22 protein-coding genes are annotated in these 19,211 nt (G+C 71.4%); 8 read left to right on the forward strand and 14 right to left on the reverse strand.

Annotation, left to right across the window (positions count from 1 at the left end):
- Positions 1-24 precede the first annotated feature (24 nt).
- From V5F67_RS03365 to V5F67_RS03410, 10 genes are all read right to left on the reverse strand, one after another.
- Positions 25-975, reverse strand: coding sequence for a Bug family tripartite tricarboxylate transporter substrate binding protein (locus V5F67_RS03365; RefSeq protein ID WP_394021158.1), 951 nt, complete (start codon positions 973-975; stop codon positions 25-27).
- A 77-nt stretch (positions 976-1,052) separates the two neighbouring features.
- Positions 1,053-1,508, reverse strand: a complete 456-nt coding sequence (locus tag V5F67_RS03370) for a VOC family protein (RefSeq protein WP_394021159.1) — start codon at positions 1,506-1,508, stop codon at positions 1,053-1,055.
- 21 nt (positions 1,509-1,529) lie between these two features.
- Complete coding sequence (locus V5F67_RS03375) at positions 1,530-2,696, reverse strand: LLM class flavin-dependent oxidoreductase (protein ID WP_394021160.1); 1,167 nt, start codon at positions 2,694-2,696, stop codon at positions 1,530-1,532.
- 102 nt (positions 2,697-2,798) lie between these two features.
- Entirely contained in the window at positions 2,799-3,173 is a 375-nt protein-coding gene (locus V5F67_RS03380) for a VOC family protein (protein ID WP_394021161.1), read from the reverse strand.
- Between the two features lie 245 nt (positions 3,174-3,418).
- On the reverse strand, positions 3,419-4,531 hold the full coding sequence (locus tag V5F67_RS03385) for a CaiB/BaiF CoA transferase family protein (RefSeq protein WP_394021162.1): 1,113 nt from the start codon (positions 4,529-4,531) through the stop codon (positions 3,419-3,421).
- Between the two features lie 141 nt (positions 4,532-4,672).
- Positions 4,673-5,320: a CoA transferase subunit B gene (locus tag V5F67_RS03390; protein ID WP_394021163.1), complete on the reverse strand. Its 648-nt coding sequence runs from the start codon at positions 5,318-5,320 to the stop codon at positions 4,673-4,675.
- A complete protein-coding gene (locus V5F67_RS03395) occupies positions 5,320-5,973 on the reverse strand; it encodes a CoA transferase subunit A (RefSeq protein ID WP_394021206.1) in 654 nt (217 codons plus the stop codon). The genes V5F67_RS03390 and V5F67_RS03395 overlap by 1 nt, the downstream gene beginning before the upstream one ends.
- 79 nt (positions 5,974-6,052) lie before the next feature.
- The gene (locus tag V5F67_RS03400; RefSeq protein ID WP_394021164.1) at positions 6,053-7,084 is read right to left on the reverse strand and encodes a phosphotransferase family protein; all 1,032 of its coding nucleotides are present in this window, start codon (positions 7,082-7,084) and stop codon (positions 6,053-6,055) included.
- The gene (locus V5F67_RS03405) at positions 7,081-8,292 is read right to left on the reverse strand and encodes an acyl-CoA dehydrogenase family protein (RefSeq protein WP_394021165.1); all 1,212 of its coding nucleotides are present in this window, start codon (positions 8,290-8,292) and stop codon (positions 7,081-7,083) included. The genes V5F67_RS03400 and V5F67_RS03405 overlap by 4 nt, the downstream gene beginning before the upstream one ends.
- Positions 8,293-8,304: 12 nt before the next feature.
- On the reverse strand, positions 8,305-9,087 hold the full coding sequence (locus V5F67_RS03410; RefSeq protein ID WP_394021166.1) for an SDR family NAD(P)-dependent oxidoreductase: 783 nt from the start codon (positions 9,085-9,087) through the stop codon (positions 8,305-8,307).
- A 159-nt stretch (positions 9,088-9,246) separates the two neighbouring features.
- On the opposite strand from V5F67_RS03410, the gene V5F67_RS03415 reads away from it, so the two are divergent.
- From V5F67_RS03415 to phnE (V5F67_RS03435), 5 genes are all read left to right on the forward strand, one after another.
- A complete protein-coding gene (locus V5F67_RS03415) occupies positions 9,247-10,017 on the forward strand; it encodes a TetR/AcrR family transcriptional regulator (RefSeq protein ID WP_394021167.1) in 771 nt (256 codons plus the stop codon).
- Positions 10,018-10,105: 88 nt separating this feature from the next.
- Positions 10,106-11,083 (forward strand): phosphate/phosphite/phosphonate ABC transporter substrate-binding protein, encoded by a 978-nt coding sequence (gene phnD, locus V5F67_RS03420; RefSeq protein ID WP_394021168.1) that lies wholly within the window; start codon positions 10,106-10,108, stop codon positions 11,081-11,083.
- Positions 11,084-11,498: 415 nt separating this feature from the next.
- On the forward strand, positions 11,499-12,338 hold the full coding sequence (gene phnC, locus V5F67_RS03425) for a phosphonate ABC transporter ATP-binding protein (protein WP_394021169.1): 840 nt from the start codon (positions 11,499-11,501) through the stop codon (positions 12,336-12,338).
- Complete coding sequence (phnE, locus tag V5F67_RS03430; protein WP_394021170.1) at positions 12,335-13,135, forward strand: phosphonate ABC transporter, permease protein PhnE; 801 nt, start codon at positions 12,335-12,337, stop codon at positions 13,133-13,135. The genes phnC and phnE (V5F67_RS03430) overlap by 4 nt, the downstream gene beginning before the upstream one ends.
- Complete coding sequence (gene phnE / locus V5F67_RS03435; RefSeq protein WP_394021171.1) at positions 13,135-13,953, forward strand: phosphonate ABC transporter, permease protein PhnE; 819 nt, start codon at positions 13,135-13,137, stop codon at positions 13,951-13,953. Before phnE (V5F67_RS03430) ends, phnE (V5F67_RS03435) begins: the two co-directional genes overlap by 1 nt.
- 15 nt (positions 13,954-13,968) lie before the next feature.
- On the opposite strand, the gene V5F67_RS03440 is transcribed toward phnE (V5F67_RS03435), so the two are convergent.
- A complete protein-coding gene (locus V5F67_RS03440; protein ID WP_394021172.1) occupies positions 13,969-14,220 on the reverse strand; it encodes a hypothetical protein in 252 nt (83 codons plus the stop codon).
- Between the two features lie 307 nt (positions 14,221-14,527).
- On the opposite strand from V5F67_RS03440, the gene arsC reads away from it, so the two are divergent.
- Positions 14,528-14,905: an arsenate reductase (glutaredoxin) gene (arsC, locus tag V5F67_RS03445; RefSeq protein ID WP_394021173.1), complete on the forward strand. Its 378-nt coding sequence runs from the start codon at positions 14,528-14,530 to the stop codon at positions 14,903-14,905.
- Positions 14,906-14,915: 10 nt separating this feature from the next.
- Here arsC and V5F67_RS03450 read toward each other — a convergent pair whose 3' ends face one another.
- From V5F67_RS03450 to V5F67_RS03460, 3 genes are all read right to left on the reverse strand, one after another.
- On the reverse strand, positions 14,916-16,085 hold the full coding sequence (locus V5F67_RS03450; protein ID WP_394021174.1) for a hypothetical protein: 1,170 nt from the start codon (positions 16,083-16,085) through the stop codon (positions 14,916-14,918).
- Positions 16,086-16,322: 237 nt separating this feature from the next.
- Positions 16,323-16,562 carry a cysteine rich repeat-containing protein gene (locus tag V5F67_RS03455; RefSeq protein WP_394021175.1) on the reverse strand — a complete coding sequence of 80 codons (240 nt, stop codon included), beginning with the start codon at positions 16,560-16,562 and terminating at the stop codon, positions 16,323-16,325.
- Between the two features lie 90 nt (positions 16,563-16,652).
- Entirely contained in the window at positions 16,653-16,964 is a 312-nt protein-coding gene (locus tag V5F67_RS03460) for a hypothetical protein (RefSeq protein ID WP_394021176.1), read from the reverse strand.
- Positions 16,965-17,142: 178 nt separating this feature from the next.
- On the opposite strand from V5F67_RS03460, the gene V5F67_RS03465 reads away from it, so the two are divergent.
- On the forward strand, positions 17,143-17,853 hold the full coding sequence (locus V5F67_RS03465) for a response regulator (RefSeq protein ID WP_394021177.1): 711 nt from the start codon (positions 17,143-17,145) through the stop codon (positions 17,851-17,853).
- 6 nt (positions 17,854-17,859) lie between these two features.
- The gene (locus tag V5F67_RS03470; protein ID WP_394021178.1) at positions 17,860-19,149 is read left to right on the forward strand and encodes a sensor histidine kinase; all 1,290 of its coding nucleotides are present in this window, start codon (positions 17,860-17,862) and stop codon (positions 19,147-19,149) included.
- Positions 19,150-19,211: the final 62 nt, after the last annotated feature.

Raw genomic sequence — 19,211 nt, forward strand, 5'->3', positions numbered from 1 at the left:
AGTCAACGGATCGCCGGAGGCCGATCAGTTGGCGCCCTTTGCCTTGGCGAAGGCGTCGTAGACATCGGAGAAGCGCTTCTTCATGTCGCCGCCGTCCTGGAACGCCACGACGATGCTCTGGGCGGAGAGCACCTTGACGAAGTCGGGGTCCTTCACCGCCGCCTCCGTCGCCGCGACCAGCGCCTTGCGCACGTCGGCGGGCAGGTCCTTCGGCGCATAGACCACGTAGTCGGACGTGGTGGTCACATCATAGCCCAGCTCCTTGAACGTGGGCACGTCCGGATGGGTGGCGACGCGCGCGGGAGCGAAGATGGCGAGGCACTTGGCCTTGCCGGCGTCCATCTGGGCGCGCAGCGTCGGCCAGGTGAGGTTCACGAGCTCGGTGTTCTTGCCGAGGAACGAGGCGACGCCGTCCGCGTCGCCGCTGTAGGGCACGAAGCGCACGTCGATGCCGGCGGCCTTGGCGAAGGCGTCCCACGTGTACTGGTTGAGCCCGCCCTTGATGCTGGAGACCTTGAGCTGGCCGGGATTCTTCTTGGCGTACTCCACCATCTCCTTCAGCGTGCCGAAGGGCGCGTCGGGCTGCGCGCACACGGCGTTGTACATGGAGCCGATGCCGCCGAGGATGTCGTAGGTCGCGGGCGCGCTCCACGGCAGGCCGGCGACGTTGTGCACGGCGATGGTCATGGGGCTGTTGGTGGCGACGCCGATGCGGTAGCCGTCCGGCGGGGCGGTGACCACGGCGGTCACGCCGCGCGTGCCGCCGCCGCCCGCCACGTTCTCCACCGGGACCGGCTGGCTGAGGGTTTTCTCCATGGCGCGCGCCAGCGCGCGGCCGATGGCGTCGGAGCCGCCGCCGGCGGGATAATTCACCACCAGCGTGACCGGCTTGGTGGGAAAGGAATCGGCAAGCACCGGGCTTGCGCAAAGGGCGGCGGCGATCACGGTACCAGTCACAAGCTTCTGGAAGGTCATTATTTTTTCCTTTCAAGGCGCAGGGAGTTTTCGGTTGGCGCCCGCCGGATTTCTGATGCCCGGTCGCAGGCGACGCCTCAGTTCGTTCCTCCGTGGTCCGGGGTGTCGCGCTCGATCACTTCGATGATCATGCCGAGCGTCGTGCGCGGGCGCGTCCAGTTGGCCGCCCCGCCCTCGGGCCGGCCGGGGCCGGCCGTGAATCGCATGGGCTCGTCGAGCACCCACGCGACGCCCGCGGCGCGCCAGGCGGCCATCAGCTCCTTGAGCCCGCGGACTTCGATGCTGAGCGAGAACAGCCCCTCGCCCCGCCGCTCGAGGAACCGGGCGACGGGGCTGCCGGGATCGGAGGGCTCCACGAAGGAGAGCGAGCTCTCTCCCACGGGCGACTGGAGGTAGTTGATCTGCGCCGGCCGCTCCGGCAGGCGCACGAGATCCGCCTGCCGGGCGGGCAGGCCGAGGCGGGAGAACAGGCGGCCGGCGGCCATGGCATCGCTCACGGCCACGTTGATGGTGCCGATCTTGAGGATTTCCATCGCCCGGCCCCGCCCTTCCGCCTAGACCGGCGCCGGCGCGCCGGCGGCCTCTTCCTTGAGCCGCGCCAGCTCCGCCCGCTTGGCCTTGAGCCTGTTGCGCATGATCTCCGGGTGCTGCACCACCTGGCGCGGGTCCTTGAACTGCGGGATCACGTAGCGCCCGATCAGCTCGATGGACTGCATCACCATATGGTGCGGCAGGCTGTCGAGGCGGAACCAGACCTCGTCGGCGCCCATGGCCTCGAACTTCTGGATCTGCTCGATGAAGTGGTCCGGGTCGCCGATGATGATCGAGCCGGATTCGAGCCGCAGATAGTCGAGATTCTCCATCGCGTCGCCGAGCGCGGCGATGTCGCGCATGTAGGCGTAGTCGGGCGAGATGGTGGACAGGCGGGCATAGGCGTCGCCCGCGAGCTTGCGCTCCTTGATGATGACCGCGCCCGCCTCGTCGATGGCCTTCTGCGTGGTGTGGGCGCAGTGGGCCGTGGTGTTGACCGCGATGGCGTTGGTCACGTGCATGCCGGAAGCCTCGGCGGCGTCGGCCTCCGCACGGTAGACCTTGATCGCGTCCTCGACATAGGACCAGCCGCGCTCCACCGCGCTGGTGATGACGCCGAGGCCCTTCTGCCCCGCGCGGCGCAGCGAATCCGGGCCGGTGGAGGCGACGAAGATGGGCGGGTAGGGGTCCTGGATCGGCTTCGGGACCAGGCTGCGCGGCGGCACGTTGAAAAACTTGCCCTCGAAGGTGAAGGGGTCGGAGGTGAAGGCGGCCTTGATGAGGTCGATGCCCTCCTCCCACTGGTCGCGGGTGGTCTCGATGTCGACCCCGAAGCCGCGCAAGGTGAGCATGGTGTTGCCGCGCCCGGTGCCGAGCTCGATGCGTCCGCGCGAGAGGATGTCCTGGGTGGCGATCCGCTCGGCCACCCGGAGCGGATGGTTGATCATGAACGGCAGCAGCGTCACCGCGTGGCGGAAGCGGATGCGCTCGGTCTTGGCGAACAGGTAGGGATAGAAGCACTCCGGGGCCGAGATGGAGGCGACGCCGATGGCGAAGTGCTGCTCGGAGGAGCCGAACACGTCGAAGCCCATCTTGTCGGCGTGGATCACCTCCTCCACGAGGTCCCAGTAGCGCTGGGAATAGGTCTGGCCCGGACGCGGATCGCCTTCCGAAAGAAAGCCGAACTTCATTGTCTTTTCCCTTTTTCTGGCCGCCTGCGAGGCGGCGCGGGCTTTGAGGCTTCCGGCGGCGCGGTTCCGGGGGCCGCGGCGCCGGAAGGTCGGGGGTCGTGGTCAGCCGGCCGGCTTCGCCAGCGGCTGGTAGAGAATGACGGCGTTGCCGCTCGGGTCGGCGAGCGTCAGCGTGAGCTCGTGGGCGCCGCGGGCGATGGCGGGCACCGGCGACGGGCTGCGCGCGGCCAGCGCCGCGGCGAAGGCGGCGAGGTCGGCGACGCGGAACGCGGCGGTGGCGCCCGCGCCCGCGGCTCCGGCGCCGGGCGCCAGCGCGAAGGTGGCCGCGCCGGCGCGGAAGGCGGCCCAGCGGTCGCCGTCGCGGAACTTGAGCTGCAGGCCCACCACGTCGCGGTAGAAGGCGACGCAGGGCTCCATCTCGCGCACCGGATAGATCACCTGGCCGAGGTCGAGCTGGCCGAGGTCGACGCTCTGCATCGCCCACTCACTTATTGATCAGTTAATTCGCAGATTAAGAGGCCGATCCGAGGGCGTGTCAATAGGCCCCAAGCCAATTTGAGATATCTCAATGCGGGCGTCGTCAGAGCTGCCGGCGGCGCGGCCGAAGCAGGGCGCGCAACGGCGGGAGGCCAGGGCGCGCGCAGGCGCGACCGCGCCGCGCCGGGCGGCGCGCCGGCGCGTGGGCGTCTCGGGGATGGCGGAATGTCCGTGCGGCGGTACCCTCAGGCGCGCGGCGCCCCGGCTGCGGCGCCCCAGCCGGCCAGCACCGCGTCGGCGGTGGCGGCGAGGCCCATGGGGCGGTCGGAGACCTGCGAGGGCGTGCGCGAGAAGCGCGGCGCGGGGGCGGCCTGCACCACGCCGTCGCGGGTGAGGAAGGCGCCGCGCGCGGCAAGGTGCGGATGCTCGGGCGCCTCCATCAGCCCCACCACCGGCGCGACGCAGGCGTCCGAGCCCTCGAAGGCCGCCACCCATTCGGCCTGGGTGCGGCGGGCGAACACCTCCGCCATGCGGGCCGCGAGGTCCGGCCAGAGCGCGCGGTCGTTCTGGCGGTCGAAGGCCGGATCGTCGAGCCCGGCGATGCGCCGCAGCTCGGCGTAGAATTGCGGCTCGATCGGCCCGACGCTCAGATAGCGCCCGTCCGCGCAGCGGTAGGTGTTGTAGTAATGGGCGCCGCCGTCGAGCATGTTGGTGCGCGGCGGGCCGATCTCGCCCAGCGCCGCGCGGGCATGGAACAGCGACAGCAGCGCGACGACGCCGTCGCACATGGCGGTGTCCACCACCTGCCCTTGGCCGCTTGCGCGCGCGGCGAGCACGGCCGCGAGCACGCCCGAGACCAGGAACATGGTCCCGCCCGCATAGTCGCCGACGAGGTTCAAGGGCGGCGTCGGCGCGCCGTCGCGGCCGCGGATGGCGTCGAGCGCGCCGGTGATGGCGATGTAGTTGATGTCGTGCCCCGCGGTAGAGGCAAGCGGGCCGTCCTGGCCCCACCCGGTCATGCGGCCATAGACCAGCGCGGCGTTCGCGGCGAGGTCCTGCGGCCCGAGGCCGAGCCGCTCCATGACGCCGGGCCGGAACCCCTCAAGCAGCACCTCGGCGGAGAGCGCGAGGCGCTTCGCCGCCGCTTTCCCGGCCGCGTCCTTGAGATCGAGCTCCACCCAGCGGCGGCCGCGGGAGACGATGTCGCGCGGGTCCTTCGGCGTGGTGCCGGGCCGCGTCACGCACACCACGTCGGCGCCCATGTCCGCCAGCAGCATGGCCGCCAGCGGCACCGGGCCGATGGCGGAGAACTCGAGCACCTTCAAGCCGGCGAGCGGCCCCGTGGCGGGGTCGGCCATGATCGTCTCCCTTGCGTCGTCTCCCGGGTGCCGCCGCCCGTGTTGGTCCGGGCGGTCGGCGAAACGAGAACGACGCGCCGCGGGCCGGCGGCGCGTCGCCCGTTCGATGCGCGAAGCACCCCAGGTGCCCCGCGTCCTGCCTCAGTTGGCGAGGCCGACGTCGAAGTGCGCCTCGGTCTTGGCCTTGACCTCGTCGAGGCTCACGCCCGGCGCCAGCTCCTTCAGCACCAGCGTGCCGCCGCGCTTGGTGAACTCGAACACCGCGAGGTCGGTGATGACGAAGTCGGTGACGTGGGTGCCGGTGAGCGGCAGGGTGCAGCGCGTCACCAGCTTGGGGGCGCCGGACTTCTCCACGTGCTCCATGAGCACGATGACCTCCTTGGCGCCGGCGACCAGGTCCATGGCGCCGCCCATCCCCTTCACCATCTTGCCCGGCACCATCCAGTTGGCGATGTCGCCGTGCTCGGACACCTGCATGGAGCCGAGGATGGACAGGTCCATGTGGCCGCCGCGGATCATCGCGAACGAATCGGACGAGGAGAAATAGGAGGTGTCCGGCACCTCGGTCACGGTCTGCTTGCCGGCATTGATGAGGTCCGGGTCCTCCTCGCCCTCATAGGGGAAGGGGCCGATGCCCAGCATGCCGTTCTCGCTCTGGAACGAGACCGTCATGCCCGGCGGCAGCGCGTTGGCGACCAGGGTCGGGATGCCGATGCCGAGATTGACGTAGAAGCCGTCGCGGATCTGCTGGGCGGCGCGCGCCGCCATCTCCTCACGGGTCCAGGCCATCACTTCACCTCTTCGCGCTTGCGGGTGGTCACCTTCTCGATGCGCTTCTCGGCGCCCTTCTCGACGATGATGCGGTCGATATAGATGCCGGGGGTGTGGATGTTCTCCGGATCGAGCTCGCCGATCTCCACCAGCTCCTCCACCTCGACGATGGTGATCTTGCCGGCGGTCGCCATCATCGGATTGAAGTTCCGCGCGGTCTTGCGATAGATGAGGTTGCCTTCCTTGTCCGCCTTCCACGCCTTGATGATGGAGAGGTCGGCGGTGAGCCCGGTCTCCATCACGTAGTGGTGGCCGTTGAACTCGCGGGTGGGCTTGCCCTCGGCGATCACGGTGCCGTAGCCGGTCTTGGTGTAGAAGCCGGCGATGCCCGCCCCGCCCGCGCGGATGCGCTCGGCCAGCGTGCCCTGGGGATTGAACTCCAGCTCCAGGTCCCCCGCGAGGTAGAGCTTCTCGAACAGCTTGTTCTCGCCCACGTAGGACGAGATCATCTTCCGGATCTGCCCGTTGGCGAGCAGGATGCCGAGGCCGAAGTCGTCCACGCCGCAATTGTTGGAAACGACGGTGAGGTTCTTGACGCCCTTGTCGCGGATGCCCGCGATGAGATTTTCCGGAATGCCGCAAAGGCCGAAGCCGCCGGCCATGATCGTCATGCCGTCCGCCAGCACGCCGTCGAGCGCGCTCGCCGCGTCCGCATAGACCTTCTTTCGCAAGATCCCCTCCCTGATGCCCTCAAGGCCAAATGAGCTCGGCCGCCCTGCGGGCGAAAGCGGCCGACAGCAGCCCCGTCTTCGCGGCGTCGGCCGACGCCGCGTTCCCCGCCTTCGCCCGGGCCGCGATCCCCTCGAAAATGACAGACCAGCGGAACAATGCGAAGGCCATATGAAAGTTCGTCATCATTGCCCCATGTCGGGCCGAAGCGGAATAGGCCGCGACATAGGTTTCGAGGTCCGGGATGCCGAGGGCGGGAAGGTCGAGCCCCCTGATGCCGCCATACTCCTGCGGCGCCGACACCCAGGCCATGGCGGAGTGGGCGACGTCCGCCAGCGGATGGCCGAGGGTGGACAATTCCCAGTCGAGCAGCGCCACCACCCGCGGCTCGGTGGGGTGGAACATGAGGTTGCCGATGCGGAAGTCGCCGTGGACGATGCGGGTGGTCTCGTCCGGCGGCACGTTGGCCGCGAGCCAGGCGGCGACGCGGTCGAGCTCCGCGTCGTCGCGGGTGCGCGACAGCGCCCACTGGCGCGTCCAGCGCGCGATCTGGCGGGCGAAATAGTTGCCGGGCCGGCCGTAGTCGGCGAGGCCGATGGCGGCGAAGTCGACATTGTGGAGCGCGGCCAGCACCTTCGCCATCTCGCGGTACATGGCGCCGCGCTGATCGGGCGTGACCCCCGGCAGGGTGCAGTCGTGGAACACCCGGCCGTCCACCCGCTCCATCACGTAGAAGGGCGTGCCCACCACGGCGCGGTCGGCGCAGAACAGGGCCGCCGGGGGCACCGGCACGCCGACGCCCGAAAGCGCGCTGATGACGCGGTACTCCCGGTCCACCGCATGGGCGGAGGGCAGGAGCTCGCCCGGAGGCTGCTTGCGCAGCACCAGCCGGCGGCCGGGATAGGTGACGAAGAAGGTGGGGTTCGACTGGCCGCCGGCGATCCGGCTCAGCGCCATGGGGCCTGAGGTGCCGTCGAGGCGGTCCTTGAGGAAGGCATCGAGCGCGGCGGGGTCGAACTCGGGGGCGCCGCCGCCCGCGTCCGCGCCGCTCATGACGCGGCCACCGGCCAGCGCCAGAAGCCGTCGCCTTCCTTGTCGAGGAAGCGCGAGAGCACCATCTGGTGCACCTCGTCCGCCCCGTCCACGAGGCGGGCCTGGCGGGCGTAGCGGTAGATCCATTCCAGCACGGTGTCCTTGGAATAGCCGCGCGCGCCGTTGATCTGGATCGCCATGTCGGCGGCCTGGTGCAGCGTGTTGGCGGCCTGGATCTTGGCCATGGAGATTTCCTTGCGGGCGAGCCGGCCCTGGTCCAGCTCGAACGCCGCCTTCATGGTGAGCAGGCGGCCGATCTCGATCGCCATGGCGGTCCGGCCCAGCATCAATTGCACGCTCTCGCGCTCGGCGAGCTTCACGCCGAAGCCCTCGCGCACCGCCGCGTAGTCGCGGGCGATGTCGACGCAGCGCTCGGCGAGGCCGAGCCAGCGCATGCAGTGGGTGAGGCGCGCCGGGCCGAGACGGACCTGGGTCATCCTGAGGCCCTTGCCCTCGCCGAGAAGCACGTCCTCGGCAGGGATGTGCAGGCCCTCGAACTCCAGCTCGCAATGCCCGCCATGCTCCTCCGGCCCCATGATCGGGATGCGCCGGACGATGCGCCAGCCGGGCTGGTCGCGGTGGAACAGGAAGGCAGTGAGCCCGGTGCGCTCGTCGTCCGAGGTGCGGGCGACGACGATGAAGTGCGCCGCCTCCTCCGCCCCGGTGATGAACCACTTGCGGCCATGGATGCGGTAGGAGCCGTCCGCCTGCCTCTCGGCGCGGGTGCGGATCATGCCGGGGTCGGAGCCGCCGCCGGGATGCGGCTCGGTCATGGCGAAGGCGGAGCGCACCTTGCCCTCGACGATGGGCGCCAGCCAGCGCGCCTTCTGGTCGGCCGTGCCGCAGGCCTCCAGCACCATCATGTTGCCGTCGTCGGGAGCGGCGGAATTGAACACGACGGGCCCGAAGATGGAGCGGTTCATCTCGCCGTAGCACACCGCCATGCCCATGCGGCCGACGCCGAGGCCGCCATTCTCCGGCTTGAGCTGGAGGCACCACAGGCCGGCGGCCTTCGCCTTGGCGCGCAGGCCCGCCAGCAGGTCGGCGCGGATGTTCTCGTGGGCGTCGTAGGACGCGGGGTCCGCCTCCAGCGGCATGATCTCGGCGGCGACGAAGGCGGCGATGCGCGCGCGCAGGTCGTCGAGGGCGGGGGAGATGGTGAAGTCCATGGCGGCGGGCCTTCAGAGGGAGGAGACGAGGTGGCCGCCGTCCACCGCCAGCTCGGCGCCCGTCATGTAGCGGGATGCGCCGGAGGCGAGGAACAGCAGCGGCCCGGTGAGGTCGTCGAGCGTGCCGAGGCGGCGGGTGGGGATGCGGCGCACCAGCGCCTTGCCGGCCTCGGTGGCGAAGAAGTCGCGGTTGAAGTCGGTCTCCACGTAGCCGGGGCACAGCGCGTTCACGCGGATGGAATGGCGCGCCCATTCGAGCGCCATGGCGCGGGTGAGCTGGATCAGCCCCGCCTTCGAGGCGGCATAGGCCGCCACCTGACCGGCGACGCGCAGGCCGACGATGGAGGCGATGTTGACGATGGTGCCGCCGGTGCCGGCGGCGATCATCGCCTTCGCCGCCGCCTGGGCGGCGAGGAAGGCGCCCTTGAGGTTGGTGTCCACCACCCGGTCCCAGTCGTGCTCGGACACGTCGAGCAAGGCCTTGGTGGTGGCGATGCCGGCATTGTTGACCAGGATGTGGAGCCCGCCGAAGGCGTCCACGGCGCCGGCGACCGCCGCCTCCACCGAGCGGGGATCGGTCACGTCCAGGGCGAAGGCGCGGGCGGTGCCGCCGGCGGCGGCGATCTCGCTTGCCACCCTTTCGCACCCGTCGAGGCTGCGGGCGCACACCGCGACCTTGGCGCCGCTGGCCGCGAGGACGCGGGCGAAATGGGCGCCGAGCCCCTGCGAGCCGCCGGTGACGAGCGCCACCCGGCCGCCGAGCGACACGGTGAAATCCGAAGCCTGACCGCCCATGACCGTCCCTCCCGAAGCCGCGCCGCCGTGCCCGCCGCCGTCCGGTCTTGATTTATCGAGCGAGCGCTCGCTTTATAGACGCAGGCGATTTGCCAAGGCAAGTCTTCGGCCGGTCTTCGGCCGGTCTTCGGGCGGGTGCAGCGGGGAGGGGAGAAGGACGTGGCGAAGCGGACCGGCGTTCACGCGGCGCGGCACACCGGGGCCGGCGGGCCCGGCGCGGGCGGCACGGCGACGGGCGCCCCCCCGCCGCAGCATTTCGGCCTGCCGCCCGGCATCGACCTCTCGCCCGAGGCGCTGGCGGGTCGCATGCTGGCGCGCCACCGCGCCGCCATCCGCATCAAGAAGCCGGCGGTGGCGGTGCCGCGCCTCGCCCACATCGCCCAGGTGACGCTGACGCTCGCCACCGCGCGCGGCTTCCATTCCATGAGCCTGCGCGACCTCTCGGAGGGCACGGGCCTGAGCATGGGCGCGCTCTACGCCTATTTCTCCTCCAAGGAGACGCTGCTCTCGATGATCCTCGACACCGTGGCGGAGGTGGTGGAGGAGGTGCTCGGCCATCCGCCCGAAGGCCTTCCCGACGCCCGCGCGCGCCTCGCCTGGCTGATCGGCGCCCATGTGGCGCTCACCGAGGCGATGCTGGACTGGTTCACCTTCGTCTACATGGAGGCCAAGGCCTTCCCGGCCGCGGCGCGCGCCCGCGCCGTGGCGAGCGAGGCGCGCACCGAGGCGCTGTTCTCCGCCGTGATCGAGGAGGGCCGCGCGGCGGGCCTGTTCCGCGTGGACGACGTCGCCATGGCCGCCGCCTTGATCAAGCCCATGGTCCAGGACTGGTACGTGAAGCGCTCCAAGTACCGCCGGCGCGGCATCACGCCGGAGCGCTTCGCGCAGAGCCTCGCCGCCTTCGCGGCGCGCGGGCTGGGCGCCCCGTGAGCCGGGAAATCGCGCCCGGGCGGGTGTATTCGTAGCGTCACAGTAAGTTCGTACATCCCCTCCACCGATCCCATCGCTGGAGGGTTCCATGTCCTTCGCCGCCTTTGCGCGCGCCACCGCCGCCGCTGCCCTTGCCGCTGCCGCGCTGCTGCTGCCCGGCGCCGCGCTCGCCGACTTCAAGCTCGATCCCCGCTTCACCGACGCCAACGGCGACATGGTGGCGGACGCGCCGGCGGACGCCGCCAAGCAGATCGATCCCGAGGTGCTGATCTTCTCCTACACGCCGGTGGAGGACCCCGCGGTCTACGCCAAGGTGTGGGCCGAGTTCACTGACCATCTGGCCAAGGCCACCGGCAAGAAGGTGCAGTTCTTCCCCGTGCAGTCCAACGCCGCCCAGCTCGAGGCCATGCGCGCCGGCCGCCTGCACGTGGCCGGCTTCAACACCGGCTCGAACCCGATCGCCGTGGCGTGCGCCGGCTTCGTGCCGTTCGCCATGATGGCCGCCAATGACGGCGCCTACGGCTACGAGATGGAGATCATCACCTATCCGGGCTCCGGCATCGCCAAGGTCGAGGACATCAAGGGCAAGAAGCTTGCCTTCACCTCCGAGACCTCCAATTCCGGCTTCAAGGCGCCGTCCGCGCTGCTGAAGTCGCAGTTCGGCATGGAGGCCGGCAAGGATTTCGAGCCGGTGTTCTCCGGCAAGCACGACAATTCCATCATCGGCGTCGCCAACAAGGACTATCCCGCCGCCGCCATCGCCAACTCGGTGATGAAGCGCATGATCGCCCGCGGCGTCATCAAGCCCGAGCAGGTGGTGACGATCTACAAGTCGCAGACCTTCCCCACCACCGGCTACGGCTATGTCTACAACCTGAAGCCCGAGCTCGCCGAGAAGGTGAAGCAGGCGTTCTTCTCCTTCGACTGGGAGGGCACCGCGCTGCAGAAGGAATTCAAGTCCGCCGAGCCGCCGCAGGAGAAGTTCATCCCCATCACCTTCAAGGACACCTGGGCGGTGGTGCGGCAGATCGACGACGCCATGGGCGTGAAGTACGAGTGCAAGTGACGCACGCGCAAGTGACACGAGTGGTTCATTCGCGTCGCCCGCCCGGCTTTGCTCCGCCGTCATCCCCCGGCTTGACCGGGGGATCCACGGTGCCGCGCGACGGGGCGATGCGGCGGCTCGCGTTTGACGCCGCGCGATGGATGCCCCGGACAAGCCGGGGCGTGGCGGCTTGTTCGCGGCGCGCGAGGTGCGCCGCCGCCGATCATTCGCGCGATGATGTCCGGAACGGCGCGCCCCCTCCCCCCTTGCGGGGGAGGGCCGGGGTGGGGGGTGTCCGCGCCGCTTCCTCTGCGGGCCGGTGTCCGCCGCCTGGTCCCGATCGCCCCTGCACTCCCCTCGCTGCCCTCCCCCGCAAGCGGGGAGGGATCTTCGCCGCGCGTGCGGCGGGCGCGGGACTTGGAAGGGCGGCCCGCTTATGCTGACCCTCTCCCGCCTCACCAAGCGCTATGCCAAGGGCGACGCGGCGCTCACCGACGTCTCGCTGGAGGTGCCCGCCGGGCAGGTGGTGGGCCTCATCGGCCCCTCGGGCGCCGGCAAGTCGACCCTGATCCGCTGCGTCAACCGCCTGGTGGAGCCGACCTCCGGCACGGTGCGGCTGGGCGAGATGGACGTCACCGCCCTGTCCCGCGCGGGCCTGCGCAGGGCGCGCCGGCGCATGGGCATGATCTTCCAGGAATACGCCTTGGTGGAGCGGCTGACCGTGATGGAGAACGTGCTCTCCGGGCGGCTCGGCTATGTGGGCTTCTGGCGCGCCTTCCTGCGCCGCTTCCCCCAGGCCGACGTGGACCGCGCGTTTTCGGTGCTGGAGCGCGTCGGCCTGATCGACCACGTGGACAAGCGCGCCGACGAGCTCTCCGGCGGCCAGCGCCAGCGCGTCGGCATCGCCCGCGCCCTGGTGCAGGAGCCGGACCTCCTGCTGGTGGACGAGCCCACCGCCAGCCTCGATCCCAAGACCTCGCGCCAGATCATGCGCCTCATCGTCGAGGTGTGCGCCGAGCGCCGGCTGGCGGCGATCGTCAACATCCACGACGTGGCGCTGGCGCAGATGTTCGTGGAGCGCATCATCGGGCTGAAGGCCGGGCGCATCGTCTTCGACGGCGCGCCGGACGCGCTCGACGCCGCGGCGCTGACCGCCATCTATGGCGAGGAGGACTGGTCGCGCACCATCCGCGAGGCGGACGGCGCCGACGAGGCGGCCACGCCGGCTGCCGAGGCGCCGCCGCGCGCCGCCGCGCGGGAGGCGCGGGCGCTGTGACCACCGCCGCACCGCGCCGCTGGCGGCCGCCCCATCTCATCGCCAACCCGGCCCTGCGCTACGGCCTCATGATCGCCGCCGCGGCCTATCTGGCGCTGGCGCTGGGCTCCATCGAGGTGAACTGGGCGCGCCTGTCGGAAGGCTGGGCGCGCGGCCTGCGCTTCCTGTCGGGCTTCGCCGCGCCCGACTTCTCCCGCCGCTGGGACGACATCGCCGCCGGCATGGTGGAGAGCCTCACCATGACGGTGACGGCGACGGTGGCCGGCATCGCCGTCTCGGTGCCCATCGGCATCGGCGCGGCGCGCAACCTGGTGCCGCTGCCGGTCTACCTGGTCTGCCGCGCCGTCTGCGCCCTGTCGCGGGCGCTGCACGAGATCGTGGTGGCGATCCTGCTGGTGGCGCTGGTGGGCTTCGGCCCGTTCGCGGGCTTCCTGACGCTCACCTTCGCCACCATCGGCTTCCTCGCCAAGCTGCTCGCCGAGGACATCGAGGACGCCGACCCGGCCCCCATCGAGGCGGTGCGCGCCACCGGGGCGCCGTGGGTCTCGCTGGTCGCCTTCGGCGTGCTGCCGCAGGTGGCGCCGCGGCTGCTGGGGCTCTCGCTCTATAGGCTCGACATCAACTTCCGCGAATCCGCCGTGGTGGGCATCGTCGGCGCCGGCGGCATCGGCGCGACGCTGAACACCGCCATCGACCGCTACGAGTTCGACAGCGCCGCCGCGGTGCTGATCCTCGTCATCGCCATCGTCATGGCGAGCGAATACGTCTCCGGCCTCGTCCGGGCGCGGGTGCAGTGATGCCGGTCGCCGCGCTCTCCGACGGCCGCAGGGCCTGGGCGCGCCGGACAAGGGCGGGCACGCTCCTCGCCTGGTTCGGCTGGCTCGCGCTGGTGGCGCTGACGGTGTTCTGCTGGCAGGTGATGACCCGCGACACCATCTGGAGCTTCGTGCTCGACGCCCCGGCGCAGGCGGCGGATATCGGCGGCCGCATGTTCCCGCCGCGCTGGAGCTATTTCCCGAAGCTTCTCAAGCCCATGTGGGACACGCTCAACATCGCCACGCTCGGCACGCTGGCGTCGGTGGCGCTGGCGGTGCCGGTGGCGTTCCTCGCGGCGCGCAACACCACGCCGAGCGCGGCGCTGGTGCGCCCGGCGGCGCTGTTCGTGATCGTCGCCTCGCGCTCCATCAACTCGCTGATCTGGGCGCTGCTGCTGGTGGCGATCCTGGGGCCGGGCGTGCTGGCGGGCATCTGCGCCATCGCGCTCCGGTCCATCGGCTTCATCGGCAAGCTGCTCTACGAGGCGATCGAGGAGATCGACGCGGCCCAGGTGGAGGCGATCCGCGCCACCGGGGCGTCCGGCCCGCAGATCCTCGCTTACGGCATCGTGCCGCAGGTCCTGCCCGCCTTCGCCGGCATGGTGACGTTCCGCTGGGACTTCAACATCCGCGAATCCACCGTGCTCGGCCTGGTGGGCGCCGGCGGCATCGGCCTCAACCTGCAGAGCTCGCTCAACACGCTCGCCTGGCCGCAGGTGACGCTGATCCTCCTGGTGATCCTCGCCACCGTGGTGGCGAGCGAGTGGATCTCGGCCCGGGTCCGCGCCCGGTTCGGGTGAGGCGGCGGTCCGCCGTCACCTCTTCTTCGACATATTGGCGATCAGGTCCGAGGCGGTGAGGACGATGAGCGCGGTCATGGCGAGCGCGGTCGCGGTCAGCGCATAGACGATCAGGAACGCATAGCCGAACTTGTAGGTGAGCGCGGCGAAGAGAAAGCCGAGGTTGGCGATGAAATAGTATTTCGCGTCCGGCAATCCGTAGATGGCGTCCTTGAGGAACCAGCCGATGACGGGAACACGAAGTACGGCGCGAGCGGCAGCCTGCATGGGGAAATCCAACGATGCGGTGATCCGCTCTCTCTTCAATGGAGCGGAAAACGATGAGGCGTCCGGAAGCCGAAAACACCCTTGGATGCACGTTCGCCGATGCGGCTGCATTGATCAAGCACTTGGGCGCCGCCGCGCCCGGCGCCAGTGTCGCACCCCGGAATGTCGCATCTCGGAGCGTCGCATCCGGGAGCGTCGCGGCGCGGACGGCGCCGCGCCCGCTTGATCGGCCTGCCGATCCCCGCCAGGCTTGCGGCACGGCGCGGCTGACGGCGCGCCGCCTTCCCCCCAGCGGAGGCGCGATGCCATGCCGAAGACGACCGCCGCGACCATCTGGCACAACCCCGCCTGCGGCACCTCGCGCGCCGTGCTGGCGATGATCCGCGCGGCCGGGGTCGAGCCCAGGATCGTCGCCTATCTCAAGACCCCGCCGACCCGCGCCGAGATCGCCGCCGCCATCGCCGCAGCCGGTCTTCCGGTGCGCGCGGCGGTGCGCGCAAAAGGCGATCTCTACAAGGAACTCGGCCTCGACGATCCGGCCCTGCCGGACGCGGCGCTGCTCGACGCCCTGGCCGCGCATCCGGCGCTGATCGAGCGCCCGTTCGTCTTCACCGCCAGGGGCGTCCGGCTCGGCCGGCCGGCCGAAAGGGTGGCCGAGATCCTGCCCGCGCCACGGGGCGCCTGAGCCGAGGGCCTCAGCCGGAGCCCACGGCATCGCCCGGGGCGCCGTCCGCGCCTTGCCCTTCGGCGAGGTCCGCGAGAGCGGCGATGGCGGGGATCACCTCGCGGCGCATGGCGTGGCCGTAGAACAGCGAGAAATGGCCGGCCTTCGGCACGGTGAGCCGGCGGCGCAGGCCCGCCGGGACGCCGCTGCACAGATCGTGCGCCGCCGCGGTCTGGCAGGGGGCGGAGATGTCGTCGTCCTCGGCCTCCACCGTGAGCAGCGCCGTGCGCGTGAGCGCCTGCGGCCGCGCCGGCCGGCCGGCGATCGCGAGCGTGCCGCGGGCGAGCGCGTTCTCGCGGAACACGGTGGCGACGTTCTCCATGAAGAATTCGGCGGTGACGTCCATCATGCTCCAGCACAGGCGCGACAGCGGGAAGCGCAGCGGGTCGTCGCCCTCGTCGAAGGTGAGCTTGAACGGCATCTCCCCGCCCGAGATCGCCTGCCGCCAGAGATAGATGCCGAACGTGTCCATCTGCCGCCAGGCGGGGAAGACACGCCGGCCGGCGCCGGGAAAGCCGGTCCGCACGGTCTCGATCACCTGGCTCTCCAGGGCATCGAGCGAGCGCTCCTGGAGCACGCGCCAGAGGCGGGTGGGATTGCGCGCGGGGTCCACCGGCCCGCCCATGAGCGTCAGGCTGGCCGGCCCGGCGCCGTCGTCCGAGAGCAGCAGCGCGGCCACCAGGGCCGGCACCACCCCCTGGCACACGCCGACGAGGTGGACCGCGCCCGCGCCGTCCGCCAGCCCGTCGCCCAGGGCGCGGGCCATCTGCGCGGTTTCCATGCAGTTCTCGGCGAAGCCGAAGCGGCCTGCGGCCAGCGGGACGTGGCGGGCATTGGGCCAGTCGGTGATGGCCACCTCCTCGAATCGCGACAGCAGCCCCACCACGAGGTCGCGCATGAGGAAGGGGAAGCCGCCCGCCAGCGGCGCCACCACGAGCGCCCTCCGGCGCGGGCTCGGCGCCCGGGAGAAGCTGCGCAGCACGCCGAACGGCAGGCGCGCGCGCACCTGCGTGCGCACCGGCGCGCGCTCTTCGCCGACGCGGGCGGTGGCGATGCCGAAGTCGCGAAAGGCGTCGTCGCTCACCCCCCCGCCCGCCGGAGCCGGGCCGAGGCTCAAGGGTCGGTGTTCGTCGAGCCACATGACCGAACGCCCCGCGGAGGCCTGCCTGCCGGGGAGTCTAGATTGCGATCCGGGCAATTGAAACAATTTGCGCAGCGGGCCGCCTCGGGCCCGATCCCCGGCGGGAGAGGCGCGCGGGACAGCTGCGCCGCCGGCCGCCCGGGGCAAGGCCCGGGCGGCCGGCAAGGGGCGGGCGCGCCGGTAGCGGCAGCGGCAGGCCGCCGCGCGGCCGTCAATTGCAGCCGTCGGTTGCGGCCATCAGTTCTTGGGCGCGGCGGCCGGCGTGGCGGCGGCCATCGCGGCCTTGCACTGGGCCGAGACCTTGCTCATCTGGTCGGTCAGGCACTTGGCGATCCGGCCGCCGCCGGGCTGAACGCCGGCGCACAGGGTCTTCACATCGTTGCCGCACGCGGTCCGGAGCGCCTCGTTCTGCGCCATGGCCGGAGAGGCGAGGAGCGCGAGCGCCGCGGCGAGGGGAAGAATCTGCTTCAGGGTCATGGGATCTCCGTCTTTTCGTGAGGCGCGGACGCCGGGCCATGGCAATGGGGCGGCGTCGCCACGACCCGACGCCCGCAGGGTGGCGGCCCGTTACCGGTAAACCACCACCGAGCCGGATCGCGTCACGGACCGGCCGTAGGGCCCCGTGGTCGTGCGCGAGTACATATAGGAGGGATAGCCGGTCCGCGCCACGCTGCCCGAGCGGGAAACGGAATTTCCGTAAGGTCCCGTGACCGTTGCCGAACGGCTGCACACGCCGCCCGCGCAGCCGGCGGACGCGCTCCCGGAATAGGTGCCGCGCGCGGTGGTCACGGTGGTGGAGCGCGTCCAGGCGGCGGCTTCCGTCGCGGCGGCGACGCTGACCAGCCCGGCGAGGGCGAGAGAGGCGATCGGGAACTTCATGGGTTGGGCCTCCAGGATGACGCGGGGCCGGCAGTGGCCGCCCTGCGCGTATCCGATGGGCGATCCTCGGCCCGGGGCTTTGCACAGGCATTGCAGCCGGGCCCCCTGGGGTAACGTTTTGTAACGGCGCGCCGCCGCGCCGTTGCCGATCGCGCGCGCCGCGCCGTAACGTCCGGCCATGGCGCAACGCACCCTTCTCATCGTCGAGGACGACCGCGAGATCCGCGCGCTTCTGTCCGACTTCCTGGCCCGCGAGGGCTATGAGGTGCTCGCGGCCGAAGACGGGGCGGCCATGGACCGGATCATCGCCGCCGCGCGCCCGGATCTCGTGGTGCTCGACCTGATGCTGCCCGGCGAGGACGGCCTGTCCATCTGCCGGCGCCTGCGCTCCAGGAGCGCGGTGCCGATCCTCATGCTCACCGCCCGCGGCGAGGAGATCGACCGCATCCTGGGCCTGGAGATGGGCGCCGACGACTATCTTCCTAAGCCGTTCAATCCGCGCGAGCTGCTGGCGCGCATCCGCGCCGTCCTGCGGCGCGCGGACGGCGCCGCGGCGGCGGCGCCGGCGCGCCGGCTCGCCTTCGCCGACTTCGTCGCCGACCTCGACGCCCGCAGCCTCTCGACGCCGGCGGGCGCGCCGCTGGAGCTCACGTCGGCCGAGTTCGAACTGCTCGCCTGCTTCGTCGAGCGGCCGAAGCGTGTGCTCAGCCGCGACCAGCTGCTCGACTGGACGCGCGGCCGCACCGCCGACCCTTTCGACCGCACCATCGACGTCTCGGTCAGCCGCCTCCGGCGCAAGCTCGCCTCGGTGGATCCGCAGGCGGCCCAGCTGATCAAGACCGTGCGCAACGGCGGCTATCTGCTCGCCGCCGATGTCCGCACCCTTTGACCGCCCATGCCCCGGTTCGGCATCGCCGCGCGCATCGCGCTGATCGTCATGGCGGCGCTGGTCGCCGTGCAGCTGCTGATGGTGGCCGCCTACGTGGCCGAGCGCCGGCAGGCGGCGTCCAACCCCCCGTTCACGCCGCTGCTCGGCCAGATCGCGGCGCTGGCCAAGCTGATGGAGCGCGTCGGGCCGCAGGAGCGCGCCTTGGCCCTGGCGGCGAGCGCCAATCCGGGGTTCCTGCCCCGGCTCGTCGACGCCCCGCCCGGCTTCAGGACGCCGGCGATGCTGCGTCCCGCGGTGCGCAGGGTGCGGGCGCTGGCCGGGCTGGGGCCGGACCGGGCCGTCGCGCTCACCCTCATCGCCGGCGAGCGGCGCGGGAGCCAGCCGGTGCACCGGCTGCGGGATCTGGTGGGCGCGCGGCTTCTCGCCGTGATACAGCTTGCCGACGGCCGCTACCTGGAGGTGACGGCGGGCGGTGACCTCACGGTGCGCCTCATGGGGCTTCCGGTGGGGCTGCTGGCCGGCATCCTGGGCTTCCTGGTCGCCATCGCCGCCTTGATCGCGGTGCGGCGCGAGACGCGGCCTCTCTCGGACCTCGCCGACGCGGTGGGCCGCTTCGGCGCCGCGCTGGAGCCCCAGACCGTGCGCGAGCGCGGCGCGCCGGACGTGCGGGCGGTGATCGGCGCCGTGAACGCGATGCAGGCCCGCATCGCCGATCTGGTGCGCACGCGCACGCTGGTCCTCGGCGCCATCAGCCACGATCTGCGCACCTATCTCACCCGCCTGCGCCTGCGGCTGGAGCTGCTGCCGGAAGGGCCGCAGGTGGAGAAGGCGCGGGACGACCTGGACGGCATGCGCGCTTTGGTCGAGGACGCGCTTGCCTTCGCCCGCGCCTCCTTCTCCTCGGCCTCCGACGAGCGGGTGGACCTCGCCCGCGTCGCCCGCGCGGAATGCGAGGCCCGCCGCGCCCAGGGGGCGGCGGTGACGCTCGCGGGCGCCGATGCGCCGCTGGAGGTGCGCGGCTCCCCGGCGGCGCTCGCCCGCGTCGTCGCCAACCTCGTGGGCAATGCCATCGCCTATGCCGGCGCCGCCGAGGTGCGCCTCGCCGCCGAGGACGGCGAGGCGCTGCTGGTGGTGGAGGACCGCGGGCCGGGCATCCCGGCGGCCGAGCGGTCGGCGGTGTTCGAGCCGTTCTATCGGGTCGAGCCCTCGCGCAACCGCGAGAGCGGCGGCGCGGGCCTCGGCCTCACCATCGTGCGGCAAATTGTCGAAGGCCATGGCGGCACCGTCGCGATCTAGGATCGGCAAGGCGGCGGGGCGCGTCTGGTCGTGCGCCTGAAGGCGGTACCCGCGGCGGGCGC

This window comes from Xanthobacter pseudotagetidis, from assembly GCF_043194795.2.
GTDB classification, from domain to species: domain Bacteria; phylum Pseudomonadota; class Alphaproteobacteria; order Rhizobiales; family Xanthobacteraceae; genus Xanthobacter; species Xanthobacter tagetidis_A.

Excerpts from the sequence above, each read along its gene's own strand:
- V5F67_RS03365 (WP_394021158.1), bottom strand. The coding sequence starts at position 975 with ATGACCTTCCAGAAGCTTGTGACTGGTACCGTGATCGCCGCCGCCCTT.
- V5F67_RS03370 (WP_394021159.1), bottom strand. The coding sequence starts at position 1,508 with ATGGAAATCCTCAAGATCGGCACCATCAACGTGGCCGTGAGCGATGCC.
- V5F67_RS03375 (WP_394021160.1), bottom strand. The coding sequence starts at position 2,696 with ATGAAGTTCGGCTTTCTTTCGGAAGGCGATCCGCGTCCGGGCCAGACC.
- V5F67_RS03380 (WP_394021161.1), bottom strand. The coding sequence starts at position 3,173 with ATGCAGAGCGTCGACCTCGGCCAGCTCGACCTCGGCCAGGTGATCTAT.
- V5F67_RS03385 (WP_394021162.1), bottom strand. The coding sequence starts at position 4,531 with ATGGCCGACCCCGCCACGGGGCCGCTCGCCGGCTTGAAGGTGCTCGAG.
- V5F67_RS03390 (WP_394021163.1), bottom strand. The coding sequence starts at position 5,320 with ATGGCCTGGACCCGTGAGGAGATGGCGGCGCGCGCCGCCCAGCAGATC.
- V5F67_RS03395 (WP_394021206.1), bottom strand. The coding sequence starts at position 5,973 with ATGACGATCATGGCCGGCGGCTTCGGCCTTTGCGGCATTCCGGAAAAT.
- V5F67_RS03400 (WP_394021164.1), bottom strand. The coding sequence starts at position 7,084 with ATGAGCGGCGCGGACGCGGGCGGCGGCGCCCCCGAGTTCGACCCCGCC.
- V5F67_RS03405 (WP_394021165.1), bottom strand. The coding sequence starts at position 8,292 with ATGGACTTCACCATCTCCCCCGCCCTCGACGACCTGCGCGCGCGCATC.
- V5F67_RS03410 (WP_394021166.1), bottom strand. The coding sequence starts at position 9,087 with ATGGGCGGTCAGGCTTCGGATTTCACCGTGTCGCTCGGCGGCCGGGTG.
- phnD (WP_394021168.1), top strand. The coding sequence starts at position 10,106 with ATGTCCTTCGCCGCCTTTGCGCGCGCCACCGCCGCCGCTGCCCTTGCC.
- phnC (WP_394021169.1), top strand. The coding sequence starts at position 11,499 with ATGCTGACCCTCTCCCGCCTCACCAAGCGCTATGCCAAGGGCGACGCG.
- phnE (WP_394021171.1), top strand. The coding sequence starts at position 13,135 with ATGCCGGTCGCCGCGCTCTCCGACGGCCGCAGGGCCTGGGCGCGCCGG.
- V5F67_RS03440 (WP_394021172.1), bottom strand. The coding sequence starts at position 14,220 with ATGCAGGCTGCCGCTCGCGCCGTACTTCGTGTTCCCGTCATCGGCTGG.
- arsC (WP_394021173.1), top strand. The coding sequence starts at position 14,528 with ATGCCGAAGACGACCGCCGCGACCATCTGGCACAACCCCGCCTGCGGC.
- V5F67_RS03450 (WP_394021174.1), bottom strand. The coding sequence starts at position 16,085 with ATGTGGCTCGACGAACACCGACCCTTGAGCCTCGGCCCGGCTCCGGCG.
- V5F67_RS03455 (WP_394021175.1), bottom strand. The coding sequence starts at position 16,562 with ATGACCCTGAAGCAGATTCTTCCCCTCGCCGCGGCGCTCGCGCTCCTC.
- V5F67_RS03460 (WP_394021176.1), bottom strand. The coding sequence starts at position 16,964 with ATGAAGTTCCCGATCGCCTCTCTCGCCCTCGCCGGGCTGGTCAGCGTC.
- V5F67_RS03465 (WP_394021177.1), top strand. The coding sequence starts at position 17,143 with ATGGCGCAACGCACCCTTCTCATCGTCGAGGACGACCGCGAGATCCGC.
- V5F67_RS03470 (WP_394021178.1), top strand. The coding sequence starts at position 17,860 with ATGCCCCGGTTCGGCATCGCCGCGCGCATCGCGCTGATCGTCATGGCG.